Here is a 19,610-nt window from a genome sequence, read left to right as displayed (position 1 = left end):
ATTGTCTCGTCATCAATCCGGTTTGCGGCTGGACGCCAGGGCAGGGCTGGGCCTTGTGCGGTCAGTCCGTGGGCCGCGTCCCTTGTGCGTATGCCGCGCGGGCTTCGTAAACGCCATGCGCAGATCGTCGAGCATGGTCGTGAAGTCGCGCGAGAGCGCGTCCCTTCGGCCGACCAGCACATAATCATGATGAGGCTGCATCAACACCGGATCGAGCCGCTTCACCAGTTCGCGAAGCCGGCGCCGGATGCGATTGCGCTCGGGGGCGTTGCCGTTCTTTTTCGTAACGGTGAAGCCGATCCGGATCGGGCCGCTGTCGTCGCGGCCAATGCTTTGCAGGACGAACGCGGGACTATTCGCCCGCGCGCCATTGGCAACGGCGAGGAAATCCGCTCGCTGCCTCAGCCGATCCATGATGAAATCCCAAAAATGGGGGTCCGGCTCAGGCGCTCAGACGCTTGCGGCCGCGGGCGCGGCGTGCGGCGAGAACCTTGCGACCGCCGGCAGTGGCGAGACGGGCACGGAAGCCGTGACGGCGCTTGCGCACCAGTTTGCTGGGTTGATAAGTCCGCTTCACGGGTTTTTCTCCGCTGACCGGGCAATTTGCCTGTAGAATTAAGGGTAAAGCCCGGAAGATGCGGCCCAAAATGGGCCCTTTTTCGGCCCCAAAGAGAGCCGCTCCCGGCGTCACACCGGGTCATCGCGGACAATTTGGCCGGCTTATAAGGGAGCGTCTTGTTTTCGTCAACGCCGCAAGAACGCACGATTCCGGTGAATATCGCTGTTTGTGCGGGGTTTTTAACCCATGAGGTAGCGACTCGCCGTATCAGCGCTTACATCCCACGTCGGGAGATGAGCGATCCGTAATTTGACCGGCCCCCGGGCGGGTCGCATCCTCCATCAGCCAAGCTCTATTACAAGCCAGCAGGGGCGAATTTCGTGGCAGCGACAGACCGCCAGCCGATCCAGGATACGGATCAGCCGGGCCAGCCGGCGATACGGCCGCGTGGCCCCGGCGGGCTTGGGCTGTCAGGCAAGCTGCTGCTGCTGACCGTTCCCCTGGTGATGATCGCGGCCATCCTGCTCTATGTGCCCGCCATCGCCAACTTCTGGGTCAACCGTCTCAATGACCGCGTTGCTGCGGCGAATACGGCGGCGCTGGTGCTCGATGCCGCCCCGCTCGGCATGGTTCCGGATTCGCTGTCGCGCGAGATCCTGAAAAGCATTAACGCCCGCGCCGTCGCCATCAAGATGGGTCAGCAGCGCCGTTTGCTCGCCAGCGACAATCTTCCGGCCGCCATCGAGCATGACGTCGACCTGCGTGACATGACGGTGTGGGAGGCGATCACCGGCTCGTTCCAGATGATGCTGGAGACCGGCAACCAGCCGATCCGCATCGTCGGCCCCGGTGTCGGCAATGCCCAGTTCGTCGAGATCGTGACCGACGAGCTGCCGCTGCGGCAGCAGATGTACCGCTTCTCCCGCAACGTCGTGGTGGTGGCGCTGATCATCGGCATCCTGACCGCGGGCCTCGTCTACTTCGCGCTCCATTATCTCTTCGTGCGGCCGATGCGGCGGCTGACGGCGAGCCTGGTCGGCTTTCACGAAAACCCCGAGAGTTCGGCGCGCATCATCGTGCCGAGCCAGCGCAGCGACGAGATCGGCGTTGCCGAGCGCGAATTGTCGGACATGCAGCGCGACCTGATGTCGATGCTGCATCAGAAGAGCCGGCTCGCCGCCCTCGGCCTCGCGGTGTCCAAGATCAACCACGATCTGCGCAATCTGCTGGCCTCGGCGCAGCTTTTGTCCGACCAGCTCGCCAGCGTGCCGGATCCGCGGGTGCAGCGCTTTGCGCCGAAGCTCGTGCGTTCGCTCGAACGCGCCATCGCCTTCTGCCAGTCGACGTTGTCCTACGGCCGCGCCCAGGAGGCCGCGCCCGACCGCCGCATGATCATGATCGAGCCGGTCGTGCTCGAGGTGCGCGAAACCGCGGGCCTCGCCAGCGACGCCTCTATCGCCTGGGTCGCGGCCATCGAGCGCGGGCTGGCGATCGATGCCGACCCGGACCAGCTGTTCCGCGTGCTTCTCAACCTCGTCCGTAACGCTGCCCAGGCGCTGGAAAGCCATGCCTCGGCCGAGGGCGGCGGCGCACAGCAGATCCGGATCACGGGAAAACGCGAAGGCGCCGTTGCCATCCTGGAGGTCTCCGACACCGGCCCCGGCGTGCCGCAGAAGACCCGGGACCATTTGTTCGAGGCGTTCCAGACCTCCGGCCGTCCCGGCGGCAGCGGGCTGGGTCTTGCCATCGCTGCCGAGCTGGTCCGCGCCCATGGCGGCGAGATCCACCTAGTCGAAGGCACCCTCGGCGCCACCTTCCGGATCGTCATCCCCGACCGCCCCGTGGAACTCCTCTCCGTCCGCAACGAGCGGCAGAGGGCGTAGTCGGCCAGAGGCCGACCCACCGGCGTCTTGGAAAACCGTCATCTCCCTGCAAAATCTCCCCATCGCGGACCTTGCCAATCGGGGCAAGAGCGGTTAGTCAGAGCGCTCTTTCGCACCCCTCCGGCGCTGTCCGGAGGCTGCGTGCGGGCTCTGCCCGCACTGTTCGCGAAAAACGCGCCCGTAGCTCAGCTGGATAGAGCATCAGACTACGAATCTGAGGGTCGGACGTTCGAATCGTTCCGGGCGCGCCATTTCGGTAGTATGTGATCCCATGCATCCTATCGCCCGCCTGTTCTCCTGCCTCGCCCTTATCCTCGCATTTGCAGCCGTCCCCGTGCTTCCCGTGCGCGCGGCTGAAACCTGCCCGTTCATCAGCGCCAGGGAGCTCGCCGGTGCGATGCCGGCGCTCAAATGGTCGCTGATCTCCAATCAGGACGGCCGCGGCTGCATCTACCAGGGCGGGCGCGGCGACACGATGATGCTGACCGTGTTCCGCAATCCCGACAAGGACCGCGCCAGGGAATTGTACGCGACCTTCGTCAAGACGCTTGGCGAACGCATGCCGCTGACCGCAGTCGCAGGCGTCGGCGACGAAGGCCAGGGCGGAACGAGCGCCGCCGGCGCGGAGCGCCAGGAGGCCTCGGTCGTCACCCTGTCCGGCGATTATATTCTCCAGATCACCGTCTATCCGACCGGCCGGCGTGCCGACAACGCGCTGCTCGGGCCGATCGCTGATGCCGCGCGCGTTGCCGTCGCCAATGTGGGCAAGAGCAGCGAGCGGTTCGGCAATTGCGAGTGGCTCACGGCCGCCGATGCCGACGGCTTCCTCGACAAGAGCACGCTCGAGGTCCAGCGCACCGGCGCCGGCAGCTGCATGATGTTCGATCGCGAGGCCAACACCGTGATGGTCGCTGTCATCACGATGTCGCGCGACACGGTCATCGGCATGATGAAACGCGCAGGTCCCTGCAAACATGTGGCGATCCCCGAGTTCGGCAGCGAAGCGTTCGGCGAGCATTCCTGCACCAAGGGCAACGGCAACGCCGTCACCATCTATGTCTGGAAGAAGGGCAGGCAGGCGTCGATCCTGTTCGCGCCGGTCAAGCCGCATCCGGAGTCCGGCTCGGTCGAGCGCCTGAAGGCGGTCGCCGGGCGCGTCTACGGAAAATTGTAACGGCGCCGCGCGGGCGCGCCTTACGCGGTCGTCCCCTCGATCGAGCGGCGGATCGTCCGCTGCACGTCCGCGTTCGATAGAAAGAGATCGTGATTGATGATGCCGAGCCCCTCCTGGGACGCATCGACAACGCGCACGCCGAGCTGCTGGATGACCGCCTTCTCGGCCGCGCCGACCCGGGTCATGCCACCTGCGAGTTGCCCCGACAGCGCCAGGGCGCGATCGTTCGTCGCGGCAATCACGGTGATCTTGCCGGCCAGCGGACCGATGCGGTGGACCGCCGACGAGAACACGTCCATGTCGATATCAGGCGCGGCAAACACCACCGCGCCGATCTTGCCCGTCACGGTGTCGCCATATCGCGCATAGAGCTGACGCAGGCTCTCAAGCGTCAGCATGGTTCCCATGCTGTGGGCAACGATGTGGACGCGGCCGCCGCCTGAAGCCGACACCAGAGAAGAGAGCACGCGTTCGAATTCGTCGCGCGACCACATCGCGCTGTCGCGGTCATAGGCATAATCGAACAGTCCGTCCCTGGAGGGCCAGGAGAACGCGATGGTCCGGCCGCGGAACTTGATTCCGTCGGAGAGATGTGCGGCATCGAGCACGGCCGTCTCGAACGTCTGCTTGAAGCCGTGCACATAGATCAGCACGTCTCCTCCGCCGCCACCCTGTGCGAGGAGATCGCCGATGTCAGCCTGCACCGGTTCGACCTGATCGAGGCGCCAATCGCCGATGCCGACCGAGGCGAGAGACAGACGGCTGTCGTCCGGCGCCACCAGCCTTGCCCGCGCGACCGTCATCGTGGTTGCGCGCTCCGGCCCGAACCAGGGTTTCGTACGACCACTCTTCACGGGTTTGCGTGTGGTGGCGACGAGCAATGTGGGGTCGGCCGAGATGGACGACGCGTCGTAGCGTGCGCCGGTCGCGCTCAAACCTGCGCATCCGCCGAGCGCGAGCGCGCTGCCTGCCGACACCAGCCCTCCCAGGAGCGCACGGCGCGAAAGAGAACGATGGGAATCGCGTTGCAGAGGATGTCGGACGGTCACTCGGAACCTTTGGGAACTTGCCACCATAACGCCGCCCCGCTTAACTCCCTGAATGACAATGGCGGCGAGAACACGGCGGAGCCGTCTGGTTGCGTGGTCATGACACAACGTTCGCTGCCGCGGATTGCGCGCGATGCGACCAACGAGTGATCCGAATTAGCGGCCGGCCAGCAGCTCCTTGCACTTGGCCGCGAAGGCGTTGAGGTACGCGCCCATCTCGCTTCTCAGCGCATCGGACCGATCGACATTTTGCAGGCTCATGTTCAGTGCGTAGACAGGAACCCCCTCCAGCACGATGGGCGTTGCGACGGCAAGAACGCCAGGCTGCCACGACACCGCGCAATAGCCGTCGCGTTCGACGGCGCCGATCGATCTCCTGACGTCCGCGAGCAACGCCTTCGTGGCTGCCGCGCTACGCCGTCCAAAGAGTCTCAGCAATCGCTCGCGCTCGGTCGCGCCAATGCCGGCCAGATATGCGCGACCGAGCGACGTCAGCTCCATCGGCACCTGCTGACCGGCGACGACGTTGCGCAGCGCCGCGCGCGGGCTGTAGCGGATCGATTCGAGGTACACCATCATGGTTCGATCAGCGGTCGCAAGCCCTACATTGAGCCGGCGCTTCGCCGACTCGGCGCGCATCATCGCTCCGATCGCGTTGAGCACGGGCGATGCTGTTCGCATCGCGTGGCCAACACTGATGACGGACGCAGCGAGGCGGTACGCCCTCTCGGCGCGGACTTCGTCGAGCATCCCGGAATTGACCAGCGTTCGCGTCAGCCGGCTGACTGTCGATCGCGGCAATCCGGTTCGCTCCGCAATCTCGCCGTTGCCCAGCGTGTCGACGCCGGGCCGGAAGGCCCTGAGGATCTCGATGCCTCGTTCGAGCGACCGGTTGCCGTCAACTCCGCCCGCATATCTGCGCGCCTGCGCCACGGCCTGCCTCCCAACGCATTTCCACTTAGTGGAATTAGGGGGATGTTGCGCAGGGCGCAAGCCGCTATAGGCACAAGAAAGAAGAATGCCTTGGCCGCGCGCGGCTCGACGAGGAGCGGCACGGCCTGAGATCGGCATTCGGGAGAGCGTCCGGAGCTTGCCATGTCCTATCAGCTCATCGAATTTTCCGTCGACGCCGGCGTCGCGACGATTGCATTCAACCGGCCGGAACGGCGCAACGCCATGAGCGACGAGATGCGCGCCGAGTTCGTCAGTGCGCTCGAAACCGTGGCTCGCGACAAGGCGATCAAGGCCCTGGTGCTGACCGGGCGCGGCAACGCCTTCTGTGCCGGCGGCGATATCAGCGGCATGAAGCGCCGGCTGGAATCGCCACAGGGCGAAGTCGCCTTCAACGGATGGAGCCGTCAGCAGGGCGTGCACCATGTGCAGTCGTTCCTGCTGGGCCTGCCGAAACCGACCATTGCCGCCGTCAACGGCGCCGCGGCGGGCCTCGGCGCAGACACCGCGCTTGCCTGCGACTTCGTCATGGGAACGGAACGATCGAAATTCACCTGGTCCTACATCAAGCGAGGCCTGATCCCCGACGGCGGCGGCCTGTATTTCCTGCCGCGCCGCGTCGGGCTTCCCAGGGCCAAGGAGCTGATCTTCACCGGCCGTATGGTCGAGGCCGACGAAGCGCTCGCGCTCGGCATCGTCGATCGCAAGGTGGCCTCGGCCGAGTTGCTGCCGGCAGCCCAAGCCTGGGCGGCCGAGCTGGCGCAGGGGTCTCCCACCGCGCTGGCGCTGGGCAAGAAGATCCTGAACGAGACCTTCGAGCATTCCGCGCATGACATCTTCAGTCTCGGCAGCCAGGCGCAGGCCATCTGCTACACCAGTGCGGAGCATCGGGACGCCGTGACGGCGTTCCTTGCGCAATCCGCGTCGAAGGATTGAGCGATGGATGCGATCGAACGGCTGATCCGGCCGCGCAGCGTCGCCATCATCGGCGCGTCCGCAGACCCGACCAAGACGTCGGGGCGGCCGGTCTCCTATCTCAGGAAGCACGGCTTTGCGGGTGCGATCTATCCCGTCAATCCGAAGGTCGCTGATATCGGCGGTCTGCGCTGCTACCCCGACGTCGCTTCGCTGCCTGATGTGCCTGATGTCGGCATCGTCCTGCTCGGCGCGGAGCGCGCGCATATCGCGGTGCGCGAATTGTCGGCGCGCGGCGCCGCGGCGGCGATCGTTCTTGCCAGCGGCTACACCGAAACCGGGGCCGAAGGCGCCGAGCGCCAGGAGCAGCTCGTGGAAGCCGCGGGATCCATGCGTCTTCTCGGGCCGAACACGATCGGCCTCGTCAATCTCACCGACAATATCGTGCTGTCGGCCTCCGGCGCGCTGGCGATGGATCATTTCCCGGCAGGCGCGATCGGGCTGGTCTCGCAAAGCGGGGGCATTCTCGGGGCCCTGTTGTCGCGCGCTGCGGCGCGCGGGATAGGGCTGTCCAAGCTGGTGTCGACCAGCAACGAAGCCGATCTCGAGCTCGCCGACTTCATCGACTTTCTTGCCGACGACAGCGCGACCAGGGTCATCGCGCTCTATATCGAGGCGATCCGCAATCCGGCGCGCTTTCGGGAAGCGGTCCTTAAAGCGCGCCGCGCCGGCAAGCCCGTCGTCGCCTTCAAGATCGGGCGGTCGGAGGCAGGCGCCAAGGCGGCCGTCTCGCACACGGGCGCACTTGCGGGCTCTGACCGCATGTACGATGCCTTGTTCAGGCAGCTCGGCGTGATCCGCGCGAAGACGTTCGACGACCTGCTCGACATTCCCGCAGCTCTCGCGGCGGAGCGGAAGTTGTCCGGCAAGCGCGTGGCGATCCTGACCTCGACCGGTGGCGCCGGCACGGTCGTGTCCGACAGTCTCGGCGTCGCCGGCTTTGCGACACCCGCTCCCGACGCCGAGACATCAGCGCAATTGCGCAGCCTTCAGTCGGGATCGCACGCCACGCTCGATCGCAATCCGATCGACGTGACCCTGGCCGGCCTGCAGCCGGATCTGCTTCGCGCGGCAATCCGCATCCTGCTCGCAAGTCCCTCCTACGATGCGCTGACCATCATTGTCGGCTCGTCGGCCGTGGGGTCGCCGACCCTGATGGCCGATGCCATCCACGACTGCCTGCCGATGAGCGACAAGCCCGTCATTGCCTATGTGAGTCCCCACGCGCCCGACGTGGTCTCGGCCCTCACCCGGCGAGGCGTCCCGGCCTATACGTCGGCCGAAAGCTGCGCTGCCGCGCTCGACGGGCTGTTGCAGGCCGGACAGCAGGAACAGGTGCAGACATCCGGCGCGATCGAGCCGGCGGTCGATATCGGCGATCTTCCGGCGGGATCGCTGGACGAGGCGCAGGCCAAGGCGCTGTTCACGCGTTTCGGTGTTCCGGTCGCGGCGGAGAAGGTGGTCGCAACATCAGCTGAAGCCGAGCAGGCCGCGCGCGACTTCGGCGGCCGGGTCGTGCTGAAGATTCTCTCGCGCGAGATCGCCCACAAGAGCGACGTCGGCGGCGTCGCCGTCAACCTGACCACTGAAACGATTGGCGGCCGCCTGACGGTGATGGCGGAGGACGTCGAGAAGAGGGCCGGGAGGCGGCCCGACCAGTTCCTGGTTCAGGAGATGATCACAGGCGGTGTCGAGATCATTCTCGGGATGCATCGCGATCCCCTGGGCACCGCGATCCTGCTCGGAATGGGCGGCGTCTCCGCCGAGTTGTTCAAGGACACCACGATGCGCCTGCTGCCGCCGGAAGGCGGCCTCGGCCTGTCCGAGGCGCGCGCGATGGCGCGCGATCTTGTCACCTGGCCGCTGCTGGACGGTTTTCGGGGCCGGCCGAAATGCGATGTCGAGGCGCTCGCAGCAACGATCGTCGCTTTCTCGCGCATGGTTGCGCAGCTCGGCGACCGCCTCGTCGAAGCCGAAATCAATCCGGTGCTCGTACTGCCGGCGGGCCAGGGCGTGAAGGCAGTCGACGGATTGGTCGTTCTCAATGTCTGAACAAAATCGGATGGAGCTCCAGATGGCCATTGGCGAAATCATCAATCACAACAACGCGCGCGGAAAAGGTTTCGCCGTGAGGCGCAGGCTGAACCTTGCCATCCTCGCCTGTGCCCTCGCGCCAGTCGCCGCAGGGCTGGGAATCGCGCCGGCGCGCGCCGAGTATCCGGAAAAGATCGTCAAGATCGTGGTGCCCTTCGCGGCCGGCGGCGGCACCGACATCATCGCGCGAACGACAGCGCAGGACATCCAGGGGGACCTCGGCAAACCCGTCATCATCGAGAACAAGCCGGGCGCCGGGACCATCATCGGAACCCAGACCGTGGCCACCAGCGATCCCGACGGCTATTCGCTGCTGATGGCGACCTTCGCCCACGCGGTCAACCCGAGCCTGTACAACAAGCTGCCGTTCGATCCGCACAAGGATTTTGCGGCGGTCTCGCTGATCGCGCGGTCGTTCAATATCGTCGTCGTCAACCCGGCGTCGAAGATCAACTCGATCGCCGATCTGATCGCGGAAGCCAAGGCCAATCCGGGCAAGCTCAATTTCGGCACGTTCGGCACCGGCACCTCGGCCCATCTCGCGGGCGAGCTGTTCAATGCGATGGCAAAGGTCAAGATGACGGCGGTGCCCTACAAGGGCGCGGCGCCTGCGATCAGCGATCTCCTGGGCGGGCAGATCGACGTGATGTTCACCACCGTGGCAAGCGCGGCCTCGCTGGTGGCCGCGGGCCAGCTCCGCGCGCTGGCAGTCACATCCGCCGAGCGTTCGGCCGCGTTCCCGCAATTGCCGACCGTCGCGGAGGCAGGGGTGCCCGGCTACGCCGCCGAGTCCTGGTACGGATTGTACGCGCCAGCCAAGACACCTGCTCCCGTCATTGCCCGCCTCAATCAGGCGGTCGCGAAGGCCGTTCAGTCCGGTGGTTTCAAGCAACTCGAGGCCAACGAAGGTCTCATCATGGTCGGGGGCTCACCGGAGGCGCTCGATCGCTATGTCGGGCAGGAGGAGGACCGCTGGCGCAAGCTGGTCAAGGACGCGAATATCGAGGTGCAGTAAGTCGATTTCGACCCCGAGGCCGGAAAGAGATGCACGACTGAAGAGCGCGACGGCACGAGCGTGCGGCGTCACCCGTCGTCTCCTTAACAAACTGTTTACCGCGTCTCGTACTCCAGCCGTAACCGCCGGTTAACCATGGATATTTACGGTGTAGCAAGCATCCAAGCGGTGCCTGTCAGTTGATTTCGAGTCCAACCCTATGGCGTTCGTTAGACGCGCATCTCCGCGACGCATCGCCCCGACGGAGCCTGCGGCTTCGTGGGAAGCGCCGCGGGCTGTGGCGGCGAAGCCGGACAGCGCTGCGCCGGCGCTGATCAAGGGATCGCTGACCGTCTCCGGTGCACTTTCTTTCTTGCGCGAAAACGGTCGGCGCATTTTGACGCTGGCGCTCGCGCTATTCGCCCTCGGCCTTCTCGTGCTCATGGTTCTCCCCGTGCGCTATGCCGCGACGGCGCTGGTCGTGGTCGATCCGCGCGAATTGCGCGTCACCTCGGACCAGGACGTGCTGCCGGGCATCGGCCAGGATGCCGCAGCCCTTCAGAGCCAGATCGAGATCGCCAAATCGGACGGCTTTCTCCGGCCCCTGATTGAAAAGCTCAAGATCGCCGAGGACGACGACATTGCGGGCGGTCACACTGACATGACGCGGCTGCTGGAGAAATTTCGCAGCCGTCTCGACATCTCGCGCCGCGGGCTCACTTACGTCATCGCCATCTCCTTCACATCGAACAGTGCGGAGCGGTCGGCGTACTACGCCAACGCCATCGCCGAGGCGTTCGTCGCGAGCCAGGGCCGCGTCCGCACCGACGCCACCGACGAGGCGGCCGACTGGCTCAAGGACCGGTTGAAGGCGTTGAACGAGCGGCTGCGCGCGTCTGAGGACGCCGTTGCGGCCTTCCGCCTCGAGCACAAGATCCTCAATGCCGGCAAGGATTCCACCACCCAGCAATTGCGGGTGACCGACATCAACCAGCAGGTCTCGGCCGCGCGCCTTCGCACCGAGGAAGCCAAGGCGCGCTACGAGCAGGTGCAGCGCGATCTCAAGGCCAATGTCGAAGGCCCGGTGAAGCAGGATCTGCTGAGCATGCTGCGCGCGCAGCGCTCGACCCTGAACGACCAGATTGCGCAGAAGAAGGCGGTCTACGGCGACCGCCATCCTGATCTCGCGATCTCCTACAGCCAGCTCGCCGATCTCAACAGGCAGATCGAGGTCGAGCGCAAGAAGAACATCGACACCGCGAAGTCCGAATACGAGTCCCAGCTCGAGCAGCAGAGCGCGCTGGAAAAGCAGCTCAAAACTGTCGAGACGCAGATGCTGGTCGACGGCCAGGCGCTGGTGAAGCTCCAGGAGCTGCAGCGCGACGCCGACGCCAACAAGAACATCTACGAGCAGTTTCTGTCGCGTTTCAAGACGACCAGCGAGCAGCGTCAGCTACAGAGCTCGCAGACCAAGATCGTCTCGCCCGCGATTCCGCCGCTGCGCTCGACCCGTCCGCCGCTCGCTTTGCTGCTCGCAGCGCTCGCGATCGGCTCGCTGCTGACCTCGACCGCCGCGGTTGCGGCGATCGGAAGCGTGTCCGACAGGTCCGATCCTGTTGAGGTTCCTGCCAAGGCGCCCGCGCGCGCAAAGGCGGAGGTCACGCCAAGCCGGCAAGTCCAGCCTCCGGCGCCTGCCGCGCCCCCGCCCGAGACGATGCCGAACCTCCCGGTCTGGGCCCGCATTCCCGAACTGGCGTCGGTAGCCGCTTCCAACACCGTCTGGCAACGGCCGATCGTTCCGACGGCCGAGATCGATCTCGGCGCTTATCTGCGTCCGCTGCTCGAACGGATCGATCGCGCGCCGGTGCGCGGCTGCAGGGTCGCGCTCGTGTTGTCGGTCGGCAAGAGCGCCGGCGGTAACACCGTTGCGCGCTCGCTGAATCGTGCGGCCGTCCATCGCGGCATGATGAGCGTGCTGATCCGGCTCCAGCCGGAATTCGCGGGCGCCCAGCCGCCGGTGACCGAATGGCAGGACGGCTCGACCACGGCCGGACTTCAGTCGATCGTCGAGCTGCTGAGCGCCGGCAGACGCGCCGATGCGCGGCCCGAGGACGATATTCGCTCGGAGTTCGACCTCATCATCGTCCATGCGAGCAATCTCGCGCTTCAGCCCGACGCCATTGCGCTGGCCGCGCATGCGGACCTGATCATTCCGGTGGTGCGCGCCGGCGAGCTCGGTTCGGCGGCGATGCGGAGGGTGACCGCGGCGCTGTCGCGATACAACACCCTTCCGACCGGTCTCGTCGTCAATCACGCGCCCGCGGGTTCAGCGGCGCCTCATCCCGACGGCGGCGCACTCAGCCAGGCGGTTTGACGATGACGACGCCATGCCGTCGTCTGCTCCTTGCCGCGATCCTGTTCTCGATCTCCGCGCTGCCGGCTTCAGCCGAGCCTTGTGTGCCCGTACCGCAGACGGTCGCCCCGGACAGGCTCGCCGCACTCTCGCGTGGTTTCAATGCCGACGGCTGGATCAACGGCGAGAAATCTGCACCGCCGGCACGTGAGCTGCTCCAACAGCTCCGCAAGGCGGGCATGAGTCACGTGCGGTTGCCGGTGCCCGCGGAACGCGTGATGCTTCGTTTCACCTCGAAGGCGGACCGCGACGACACCCTGCGCGCCCTCGACAAGGCGCTGAAGCAACTCATGGCGCTCGGCTACTCCGTCTCCGTCGATCTTCATCCCGGTGACCGCTTCAATCGCCTGCACAAGGACGATGGCGACGCGTCGCTACGCGAGATGGAGGATGCCTGGAGCGCACTTGCGCAAATCATGCGATCATTTCCCGCCGACCGCGTTTTCGCCGAGCTGCTCAACGAGCCCGACATCGATGCCGACCGGTGGCAGAAGGAGGCCGGAACGCTCGCTGCCTTCGTCCGCCAATTGCTTCCAGCCACGACGATCATCGTCGGTCCGGTCAACTGGCAGCGCGCAGATTCGCTGCCGCGGTTCCGCCCGCTGACGGATCAAAACGTCGTCTACGCCATCCATTTCTATGACCCCATGGTGTTCACCCATCAAGGCCATTGGGATGCGCAGGATCCGCTGCACGACATCACCGATTTGCCTTACCCGATCAGCGCGAGCGATCCCAAGGTTCAGGCGCTTCGCCAGGATTTGCAGATGCGGGGCGCGACGAAGGCGCTCGCCATGCTCGACACCGCGATTGCGCTCGCCAAAGACAAGCCTGATGTCGATCGCTGGCTGGAACCCGCGGTCGCATGGCAGCAGCAGTTTGCCCGGCCGATCATCGTCAACGAGTTCGGCGTGTTGAAGGCCGGTGCGCCCCGGGATAGCCGGGTGCGCTGGCTGGCGGCTGTGACCGCGTACGCGCGGGCGCATTGCTGGGGCTGGGCGCATTGGGAGCTGCAACAGGGATTCGGCCTCGTCGACAGCAGCACGGGCAGACCCGATCCCGATGTGATGCGGGCGCTGTTGGCCAAGCCGGGCAAGCGCTGATCGGCTTCGCCATCGTTAAGGAATCCTTACCCATCCCGCCGCTATCGTGATCGCTGCGCCAAAGGACGACTTATGAGCGGCGGGTCCTCACCGCGATATCAGACCGTGCAGGCCGGCAATCCCGAGCCGTCGCCTCTGCGTGAGCTGATCCCGACGCTTCTGATCGCCATAGCGACGATCGGCTTCGTTCCGGTCCTGCACGTGGCGAGCCCGGTCCTGTCCCTGACCGTCGTCGTTCTCGTTGCCATCGCCATCGTTGTCGCGGTGCCGACCTATGCGCCGGCCGTTGCGATCTTCGTCCTGTTCTTCCAGAACCTGTTCGTCTCGATCCTGTCGCCGTTGATCTCCGTCCCGGCCGATCTGGATTTCATCAAGGGCTACAATTTCCTCGTCTGCTCCGTGATGTGGCTGACGAATTTCGGCCTCTACGTGTTCGGCCAGAGGAACCGGTCGGCCGAGGTGAACCAGATCATGCGCTGGGGCGTCGTGACCCTCGCCGTGGTCGCGCTGTATTTCGCGATCGGCTTCGTCCAGAACGGACAGGCGGCCTCGGTGTATTTGCGCAACATCGTGCTGCCGCTATTCCTGTTCCAGCTCTCGCTGCTGACGGCCGCGACCTATGAGGTCCGCGCCACACCGTTCCTGGTGACGATGGCGGTCATCCTCGTCATCTGCGGCTATGTCGAGTTCGCCTTCCGCGATTTCTGGCTGGCCATCACAAACGGCTACACGTTCTGGGGTTTTGACGAGCTCAAGGCGACCCATTCGGGCGTCTGGGAAGCCGAGATGCGCGCCACCGGCAACGTCCCGGTCGATCTCAAGGATCGCTTCAGCTTCGACTTCCTCAACACGCCGCTGCTCGAAGGCTTCGGCCTGTCGAAGATCCTGCGCATCCACGGGCCGAACATGAGCGCGATCAGCTTCGGCTACGGCATCGCGTTCTTCAGCCTTTTCCTGTTTTCGGTGGGCCGCCCGTTCCTGGCCCTCATGGCGCTGCCGCTCCTGATCGTCTGCAGCGTGAAGGGCGCGCTGATCACGGTGATCTTCGTGCTCGGGGCCTGGATGTCGACCCGCCTGCTCGGCGCAGTGGTGACGTTGTTGCTCGGCCTCGTGGCGTTGATGATCTTCGCCGTCGTCGCGATCCATATCGGATTGCAGATCGGCGACTATCACGTCATCGGCCTCATGGGCGGCATCAACGGATTCTTCGAAAAGCCGTTCGGCCGCGGTCTCGGCATCGGCGGCAATTTGTCGGATACCTATTTCTCGATCGACTGGAGCGCCGCGCAGGCGGCCGGAACGATCGACGGCGCCGTCGAAAGCGCGATCGGCGTGCTGATCTACCAGATGGGCATCGCAGCCCTGGTGCCGCTCGGCTTCTATTTCGCGATGGCGCTCAGGGCCTGGCGCCTCTACGCAGCGTCGGGATTCTTGACGCAAGGCCTCGCCGGCTTCGGCGTCATGGTCGTGCTGCTCAACGGCCTGTTCCAGGAAGAAGCCCTGTTCGCGCCGCCGGCACTCGGGCTGATGCTCTCGCTCACGGGGCTGGTGATCGGAAGCCAGATCAGGATGCAGACGGTGGTGGTGCGGGATGAGGAACGCGAGCAACTGGCGCGCTATCAACCCGCGACCTGAGCTCGCGCCGGCAACCCCGCAGCGCTATCGGCCGCGGGTCACGATTGATCCTCCGGTGCGATCATTCTGCCGGTTATGGGATTGTAACGAACCGCGACCGGAACAATCTGATCTGTAGGCAGGATCTCGATCCACTGGTCGAAGATCTGGAAGTTCTTGTCCTGATTGTTCGGATCAGCGCCGGCTTCGGACGGGTCGATGCGGAAGCCTCCTTGCAGCGGATAGAATCCGTGCTCGTAGACTCTCTCGATCGGCGTCGCCAGCACCTTGTTGCTGTCGTCGATCTCGCTGTCAGGATAGGTTTTGACCTCGTTGCCTTCCGCATGCTTCTCCTCGACGAGCTTGCATAGATAGTCGATCGCATCCTGCACCGTCACGTCATGATCGGAAGCCAGGCCAAGCGCTTCCCTGATCTTCGTTTTTTCGTCAGAAGCCCCGCCATAGCTGTCGCCCAAGCCGTTCGCTCCTTCGATCCCAACGCTCTTGAGCCAGTTGATCGCCGCCTTCTCCCGGCCCGGACGAACCGGGATCACCGCCTTGACCCAGGGGGCGTTGAGAAACGCGTTGCGCAGATCATCTCCGTCGAGCTGCAGCAGCCAGCCGAGCGAACTCCCCTTGGCGGCAGGCAGCGACTTGTCGGTAATGAGATAATTGCTGTCGCGTTGCCGCCCGTCGTCCCAGGTCACGAGTGCTTCCGGATGCTCCATGGCGAGGTCGTTGTAGCCGATGCCCAACCGGGCATGATTGCGCGGCTTCCACCACTCCGGCGCGACGAAGTACAGCATCTTGTCGATGTCGAAGATGGTGTTGATGAGCGTCGAGAGGATATGGCGGCTGCTGTCCACCTCGCCTTCCGCAAGCTCGACGTCCTGATATCGCGCCTTGGTCATCAATGAACTGATCAGGCGACGGTAGACGACGATGCGCTCCTCTTCGCGCAAATCCTCGTACTTGCGGCTTGCAACAGCGTGGGCCTGCTCGATGCGCTCGCGCGCCGAGGTGAAGAAAGCCTCCTCCGTCAGGCGGGCATTCGCGTCATCGACCGCTTTTTGTTCCATCGTGCGCGCGTTTCGTGCGGCTTCGATTTCGGCCTTCTTGGCCGCGCTCGGCAGATATCTGACGGAGCCCTGCAGCACGAAGTCGACGCGTTCGTCCCATCCAATCCCGGTCGGTTTGGTCCATACGCCGAGATCGATATTGGCGCCGTTGAACTTGCCTGCGTAGGCCCAGACCTGGTGAAAGCCGTCGCCCGAGGCCGATATCTGCGAGAGCCAGAGATGCGGATCCGTTGGTTTGTTCAGCGGGGGTATGAACAACTCGTAGCCGTCGGGCCCGGGCGGCACCGGAACCGATCCGATCTTGACGAATTGGTCGCCGAGATTGCCCATGCGCGTATTGTAATCCCACACGCCATTCGCAGTGAACGGAATGTCGACCGGGAGCAGGTCCGCCAGCGTCAGATCCGTCGGGCGAGGTATCAGGTCTGCCGGACGCGCGACGTGGACCAGATTCGAAAGGCCGAGGTCGATGCCGGGTTCGTCGACGAACGAGTCCCAGCACAGATAAGTGCCGACGTCCTGAACCTGCACCGCGACCTGCCGCATCTTTCTGCGCAGCTCGTAATTCATCATCTCGGTGCTCGGATTCGAGATGACGTATCGTTTGCTAACGGTGTCGGTGTCTTCCGTCGTGATCTTGAACGTGGTCTTGTAGTTTTCGCGGATTTCGGACGACAGCTTGGCGCTCTGCTGGCGCATCCGCTTGTGGGTCGTATCGCGCGCCGCAGTCTGGCTGCGGTCCATATCGATGCTGGCGGTTGCGCTGATATTGCCGGTCCCCCAGGACTGCTCGACCGTGCTGGAGACGCCAAGCTTCATATCCTGCTTGTTCTCCTGCTTGACCGCCTCGCTGATCTCGTCTTCGTCGGTGGCGCTCTTTTCCTCCTTGCGGACGGTCTCCGTACTTTGCTCGACGGTTTTTTCGACCTGAGTCCGCCGTGTGCTGACTTCGGTGATCTCCGACGTGGATCCCGGCGGAACGTAGAGATGGGCGACGGGAGAACCGAGGAACGTATCCAGCTCGAAGAAGAACTGTCGGTAGAGATGCGTGACGCCGATGGGAGAGACGGATACATTGCGCAAGTCTCCCTTGGGATCGAAACGCTCGAGCGGGTCCTGGGAAACAAGGAGGCCCAGCATGGTCTTGAACAGGACCTCGCCATCGTATTTGGGGCTCGTGTAAAAGATCTTCTCCACCAGCTCATATTGTCCGACCTTGACGAGATTGACGACAGCGGCGCCAACCTGCGCTTCCCAGGCGATGGCCTTCTCGATGTCGAGGGCGTGCTCGCGCTTCAAATGTTCGGCCGAGCCTTCGCGCCTGGCCTGCGCGCTCGAATTGACGCCGGCGCAGAAGTCGGTCGATCGTTTGTCATAGATCTGGAGAACCGAGGTCCGCAGGACAGTTTCGACCTTGCCGGCCAGGTCCTTCCAGACGTCGGCGTTCGGCAGTTTGGTCTCGTAGCCGAGCTTTGCCAGTATCTGCGCGAGCGACGTCAGGAGGACCGATTTTTGCGGCTGGAGCTTCGGCCCGGCGAAAGGCGCGATCTGCAGGTCGTTTGCGTGGACCTTGCAATCCGCATCGCTCACGGTGACGCGCGATGCGTCGTCGAAGCAATCGGTCAGCCGATCGATGATTGTGATGTCTTCGTTGCGCTCGGCGAGCCACTGCAGCGGTCGTCTTGCACGCCATCCGATCATCGGTTGATAGACGCCGAACAACTCGCTGGAATAGGGAAGAACACCTTTGTACGAATCCAGTTTCAGACGACCAATTCCCACAACGCTTATTCCTTGCCTTCCACAATGCGTTGCATTCTGCAGGTACGCCCGTTGAAGTGTCAATTGTTCGGCGCGTTCGCATTGCTTTAGTATTGTCGGCATGTCGTGAACGTATGACTGGAACCGTGAATGAAATTGAATGTGGAACTCTGGTCGTTTGTTTCGTCTGCAAAACTGAAAGGGAACTTCCTGCTCCAGGACGTCACAGTCACCGTGACGGGGTTCGTGAATGGACAAGCCACCACCCTCCTGACGAGCCGAACTATCTCCAACACGCTGCAGCTTCCGCCGGGTGTGACAGGGCCAATTGCGATCGACGTGCTCGTGATGACGCCGGTTCGCTCAGGTTCCGGACCGCAGGCATTTCCGTGCCTGCATGTCCGCCAGAACATGATGATACTCGGTCCCGCGGAATTCCGACCCGCAACTTGGGAGCGGACAGATCTTTCGGCCTTGCCTGGCGCTCCGAGCGCCCACGCGCCAATTCCGGGTCTGCATCCTCTCATCACCTACAACGGTTTCTCGAATACGGTGCTGATCGATTGCACCATGCTCGACGTCACGCGCTATTGGCTGGCTGCGCGAAGCAACAGCGCCTACTATAAGACCCTTCATCGTTACCAAGACAAGAGAGTCACGCTCCGGATCCTGGCATCCATCGTCGAGACGCCGATGATCTGGTATCTGCTTTGCCCCAAGAGCCTGCAGCGCGAGGACACGGTCATGCCGCACGTGTTCTTTTCGCCGGCGGACTATTCGGAGATTCAGCCTTACCAAGGCAACGAGCGATATTTCTTCGACGCTGACTGGGCGTCCGGGAAAAAATCGCTCAAGCTGCAGCTGATGCCGGGGCCGGGCCGCTGGATGACGGACGGCGAGATACTGACGGACTATCTGGCGTCACCCGCGCCCGAGGACTCGATTGATGCGGCCATTCGTGCCGCGCCTATCGATGCGAAAAACGGGCGGGAGATGACCGAGGCCGAGCAAATGCGCAACGTGGATGCCATCGTTCTCGACGACACGACAGGGGAATTCGAACTCAACAATTTCAACGGTTCGGCGGGGTTTGGTAAAGCTTTGGCAGAGGGATCGCGCAGGCAGTTGCTCATGATGCCGCAGCGGACTTACGGGGTCGGTAGCGGCCTGGCGACTGGCCGAGAACTCCCAAGGCTCTATTCTTCGGCGATTTCTCTGCTCGAAAGCTGCAGTGACACGTTCGGTGAGGATCGGCGAACCAGGGTTAACGTTGGAAAGCTCGTGCTGTCCTGTTACAGCGACGCTGGAGTCTCCATGTGGTCAGCCTGTGCGGTTACCGAGATACTCGATCGACTGAAGGGCGTCATCTGCATCGAGCCCATGCCGGGAAACCAGGGCACTGCCGCGCAAAGAAAAGCTCGGGACGAAGCGTGGACAGAACTACAGGGCAGGAAGATTCAGATTCACTATGTCGGGCGTTGGAAGCATGGACAGTTCGTGCTCCCGCCCGGAAAGCAGGTCACGCGCGTGTATCCATCGGATCCCGCCTATAGTGCCGTGTATGCTTTGCCGCCCCGTCTCGATGCCAACCCGTTCATCACGTTCCGGATCCGCCGATTCCTGTTTCCGGAGGAAGATGCCGGCCTGAAGCGTGGGAGCAACGGCGTAAGTGCGGAGCGTCGGCTTCTGGACCGCGTTCTGAAATCTGTCGGAAACGACTCGAGCAAACTCCTCGGAGCACTCTATGCCGGATTGAACGATACGCGCTACGGTCACAGGCTTTCATTGTCGGGCGGCGAGGAAATGCAGCTGGGACCGGCACCATTCTATGGCAAGACTCCAACTTACAAGACGTTTTTCCATCAAGCGATCGAGGCGGTGGACCAGCCCTGAAGTTGACGCCGCCAAATGAACGGTTCTGGATTGGGCGTTTTCTTCTCAAGTGCAGTTTCGCGGCACGG

General features: G+C 63.8%; 14 protein-coding genes and 1 tRNA gene. 10 read left to right on the top strand and 5 right to left on the bottom strand.

Annotation, left to right across the window (positions count from 1 at the left end):
- Positions 1–12 precede the first annotated feature (12 nt).
- Both rnpA and rpmH read right to left on the bottom strand, forming a co-directional pair.
- A complete protein-coding gene (gene rnpA, locus AB7532_RS32865; RefSeq protein ID WP_441238804.1) occupies positions 13–414 on the bottom strand; it encodes a ribonuclease P protein component in 402 nt (133 codons plus the stop codon).
- Positions 415–442: 28 nt separating this feature from the next.
- A complete protein-coding gene (gene rpmH / locus AB7532_RS32860; RefSeq protein ID WP_008542748.1) occupies positions 443–577 on the bottom strand; it encodes a 50S ribosomal protein L34 in 135 nt (44 codons plus the stop codon).
- Positions 578–939: 362 nt separating this feature from the next.
- On the opposite strand from rpmH, the gene AB7532_RS32855 reads away from it, so the two are divergent.
- The 3 genes from AB7532_RS32855 (at position 940) to AB7532_RS32845 (ending at position 3,616) form a co-directional block, all read left to right on the top strand.
- Positions 940–2,442, top strand: coding sequence for an ATP-binding protein (locus tag AB7532_RS32855; RefSeq protein WP_441238803.1), 1,503 nt, complete (start codon positions 940–942; stop codon positions 2,440–2,442).
- A gap of 174 nt (positions 2,443–2,616) precedes the next feature.
- Positions 2,617–2,693: transfer RNA gene (locus AB7532_RS32850), tRNA-Arg, on the top strand.
- A 20-nt stretch (positions 2,694–2,713) separates the two neighbouring features.
- Positions 2,714–3,616 (top strand): hypothetical protein, encoded by a 903-nt coding sequence (locus tag AB7532_RS32845; protein WP_441238802.1) that lies wholly within the window; start codon positions 2,714–2,716, stop codon positions 3,614–3,616.
- A 20-nt stretch (positions 3,617–3,636) separates the two neighbouring features.
- On the opposite strand, the gene AB7532_RS32840 is transcribed toward AB7532_RS32845, so the two are convergent.
- Both AB7532_RS32840 and AB7532_RS32835 read right to left on the bottom strand, forming a co-directional pair.
- Positions 3,637–4,593 (bottom strand): alpha/beta hydrolase, encoded by a 957-nt coding sequence (locus AB7532_RS32840; RefSeq protein WP_441238801.1) that lies wholly within the window; start codon positions 4,591–4,593, stop codon positions 3,637–3,639.
- A 228-nt stretch (positions 4,594–4,821) separates the two neighbouring features.
- Positions 4,822–5,598 carry an IclR family transcriptional regulator gene (locus AB7532_RS32835; RefSeq protein WP_441238800.1) on the bottom strand — a complete coding sequence of 259 codons (777 nt, stop codon included), beginning with the start codon at positions 5,596–5,598 and terminating at the stop codon, positions 4,822–4,824.
- Positions 5,599–5,760: 162 nt separating this feature from the next.
- Here AB7532_RS32835 and AB7532_RS32830 point away from each other — a divergent pair, with 162 nt between their 5' ends.
- The 6 genes from AB7532_RS32830 (at position 5,761) to AB7532_RS32805 (ending at position 14,830) form a co-directional block, all read left to right on the top strand.
- Positions 5,761–6,552, top strand: a complete 792-nt coding sequence (locus AB7532_RS32830; protein WP_441238799.1) for an enoyl-CoA hydratase/isomerase family protein — start codon at positions 5,761–5,763, stop codon at positions 6,550–6,552.
- A 3-nt stretch (positions 6,553–6,555) separates the two neighbouring features.
- Positions 6,556–8,643, top strand: coding sequence for an acetate--CoA ligase family protein (locus AB7532_RS32825; protein WP_441238798.1), 2,088 nt, complete (start codon positions 6,556–6,558; stop codon positions 8,641–8,643).
- A 22-nt stretch (positions 8,644–8,665) separates the two neighbouring features.
- Positions 8,666–9,700 (top strand): tripartite tricarboxylate transporter substrate binding protein, encoded by a 1,035-nt coding sequence (locus AB7532_RS32820; RefSeq protein WP_441238797.1) that lies wholly within the window; start codon positions 8,666–8,668, stop codon positions 9,698–9,700.
- A 199-nt stretch (positions 9,701–9,899) separates the two neighbouring features.
- Positions 9,900–12,053, top strand: a complete 2,154-nt coding sequence (locus AB7532_RS32815; protein ID WP_441238796.1) for a GumC family protein — start codon at positions 9,900–9,902, stop codon at positions 12,051–12,053.
- Between the two features lie 2 nt (positions 12,054–12,055).
- Positions 12,056–13,195, top strand: coding sequence for a glycoside hydrolase family 5 protein (locus tag AB7532_RS32810; RefSeq protein WP_441238795.1), 1,140 nt, complete (start codon positions 12,056–12,058; stop codon positions 13,193–13,195).
- A gap of 72 nt (positions 13,196–13,267) precedes the next feature.
- The gene (locus AB7532_RS32805) at positions 13,268–14,830 is read left to right on the top strand and encodes a hypothetical protein (protein ID WP_441238794.1); all 1,563 of its coding nucleotides are present in this window, start codon (positions 13,268–13,270) and stop codon (positions 14,828–14,830) included.
- A 38-nt stretch (positions 14,831–14,868) separates the two neighbouring features.
- Here the strand turns inward: AB7532_RS32805 and AB7532_RS32800 are convergent, their stop codons facing one another.
- Positions 14,869–17,907 carry a hypothetical protein gene (locus tag AB7532_RS32800; protein WP_441238793.1) on the bottom strand — a complete coding sequence of 1,013 codons (3,039 nt, stop codon included), beginning with the start codon at positions 17,905–17,907 and terminating at the stop codon, positions 14,869–14,871.
- On the opposite strand from AB7532_RS32800, the gene AB7532_RS32795 reads away from it, so the two are divergent.
- Positions 17,800–19,542 (top strand): hypothetical protein, encoded by a 1,743-nt coding sequence (locus AB7532_RS32795; RefSeq protein WP_441238792.1) that lies wholly within the window; start codon positions 17,800–17,802, stop codon positions 19,540–19,542. The two genes, AB7532_RS32800 and AB7532_RS32795, sit on opposite strands and share 108 nt — an antisense overlap.
- Positions 19,543–19,610: the final 68 nt, after the last annotated feature.

Origin of the sequence: Bradyrhizobium sp. 930_D9_N1_4 (genome assembly GCF_052076015.1) — a bacterium.
Taxonomy (GTDB): Bacteria; Pseudomonadota; Alphaproteobacteria; order Rhizobiales; family Xanthobacteraceae; genus Bradyrhizobium.
This window is presented reverse-complemented; position numbering and strand designations above follow the sequence as displayed.

What these genes read in the sequence shown, in the direction of transcription:
- AB7532_RS32830 (WP_441238799.1), top strand. Translation starts at nt 5,761, where the DNA reads ATGTCCTATCAGCTCATCGAATTTTCCGTCGACGCCGGCGTCGCGACG.
- AB7532_RS32795 (WP_441238792.1), top strand. Translation starts at nt 17,800, where the DNA reads ATGAAATTGAATGTGGAACTCTGGTCGTTTGTTTCGTCTGCAAAACTG.
- AB7532_RS32845 (WP_441238802.1), top strand. Translation starts at nt 2,714, where the DNA reads ATGCATCCTATCGCCCGCCTGTTCTCCTGCCTCGCCCTTATCCTCGCA.
- AB7532_RS32820 (WP_441238797.1), top strand. Translation starts at nt 8,666, where the DNA reads ATGGCCATTGGCGAAATCATCAATCACAACAACGCGCGCGGAAAAGGT.
- AB7532_RS32805 (WP_441238794.1), top strand. Translation starts at nt 13,268, where the DNA reads ATGAGCGGCGGGTCCTCACCGCGATATCAGACCGTGCAGGCCGGCAAT.
- AB7532_RS32825 (WP_441238798.1), top strand. Translation starts at nt 6,556, where the DNA reads ATGGATGCGATCGAACGGCTGATCCGGCCGCGCAGCGTCGCCATCATC.
- AB7532_RS32815 (WP_441238796.1), top strand. Translation starts at nt 9,900, where the DNA reads ATGGCGTTCGTTAGACGCGCATCTCCGCGACGCATCGCCCCGACGGAG.
- AB7532_RS32810 (WP_441238795.1), top strand. Translation starts at nt 12,056, where the DNA reads ATGACGACGCCATGCCGTCGTCTGCTCCTTGCCGCGATCCTGTTCTCG.
- rnpA (WP_441238804.1), bottom strand. Translation starts at nt 414, where the DNA reads ATGGATCGGCTGAGGCAGCGAGCGGATTTCCTCGCCGTTGCCAATGGC.